This is a genomic window from Shewanella sp. S1-49-MNA-CIBAN-0167 (genome assembly GCF_040310145.1).
Lineage (GTDB): Bacteria > Pseudomonadota > Gammaproteobacteria > Enterobacterales > Shewanellaceae > Shewanella > Shewanella psychromarinicola.
The window spans coordinates 1-794 of sequence record NZ_JBEOPO010000105.1 but is presented as its reverse complement, the minus strand read 5'-3'; the positions used below and the strand labels follow the sequence as shown (position 1 = coordinate 794).

Sequence of the window (794 nt, the reverse complement as noted above, 5' to 3'; positions counted from 1 at the left end):
GTATCTTCCACCAGCACAATATAGTCTTTAACACTGAACATCAGGCCATTTGGCATATCCTGACGTTCATTACCGACAAAAGGCAGTAACTCTTTTGGTTGCTCGCCTTTTATCGCTGAGTGTATTCGGCGTTGAATGCTGGTGTAGTCTGAAGTTTCTGCTGTGGTGGCCATTTTGGCGCGGATAGGATTCAAGTCGACATAAGCCATACAAGCTAAGACTGCGGCTTCATCGAGCAGCGCTTGGGATTTAAACCGCCCTTCCCAGAATCTGCCAGTGCACTTATCTTCTTTATTGGCCATTCGAGCAATCGGCTCACTCAAGGAGCGCATAAACCAACTGATATCGACCAAGCGTTGTCTGTACTGGGTTATGCAATCATTCACTGTGTTAAGTTCAAATTCGTTTAGGTCTTCACCCTTAACAAACTTCTGCGTCAGTAACGTCCCCTTAAAGCCTTTGTGCCACTGCATAAGCACGTCTTTATCTGACCAAATTTTAGCTTTGTCGCCATCGACTTTAATCACCACATGCAAATGATTACTCATCACTGCATAGGCACAGATATCAATGGCAAAGATGGTGGCAAGTTCCAGTATACGAGAATCAACCCATGTACGCCGATGCTCAAAGTCCTCACCTGTTGAATTATCAATCCCACACAAAAAGGCTTTACGCACTACCCGTGAGCAACAGTGATAATAAGGCGTGTCATCTAAGCTAACAATTGTTTGTCTTGGTCTGGCCATCTTTAATTACCATTTTGAAAGGGTAAATAAAGCGTAGGTTATTGT

The 794-nt window shown here is 44.0% G+C and carries 1 protein-coding gene; it reads right to left on the bottom strand.

Features of this window, described 5'->3' with window-relative positions:
• A partial coding sequence (locus tag AAEZ00_RS20570; protein ID WP_351089721.1) for a transposase occupies positions 1-749 on the bottom strand: 749 nt, incomplete at its 3' end.
• Positions 750-794: the final 45 nt, after the last annotated feature.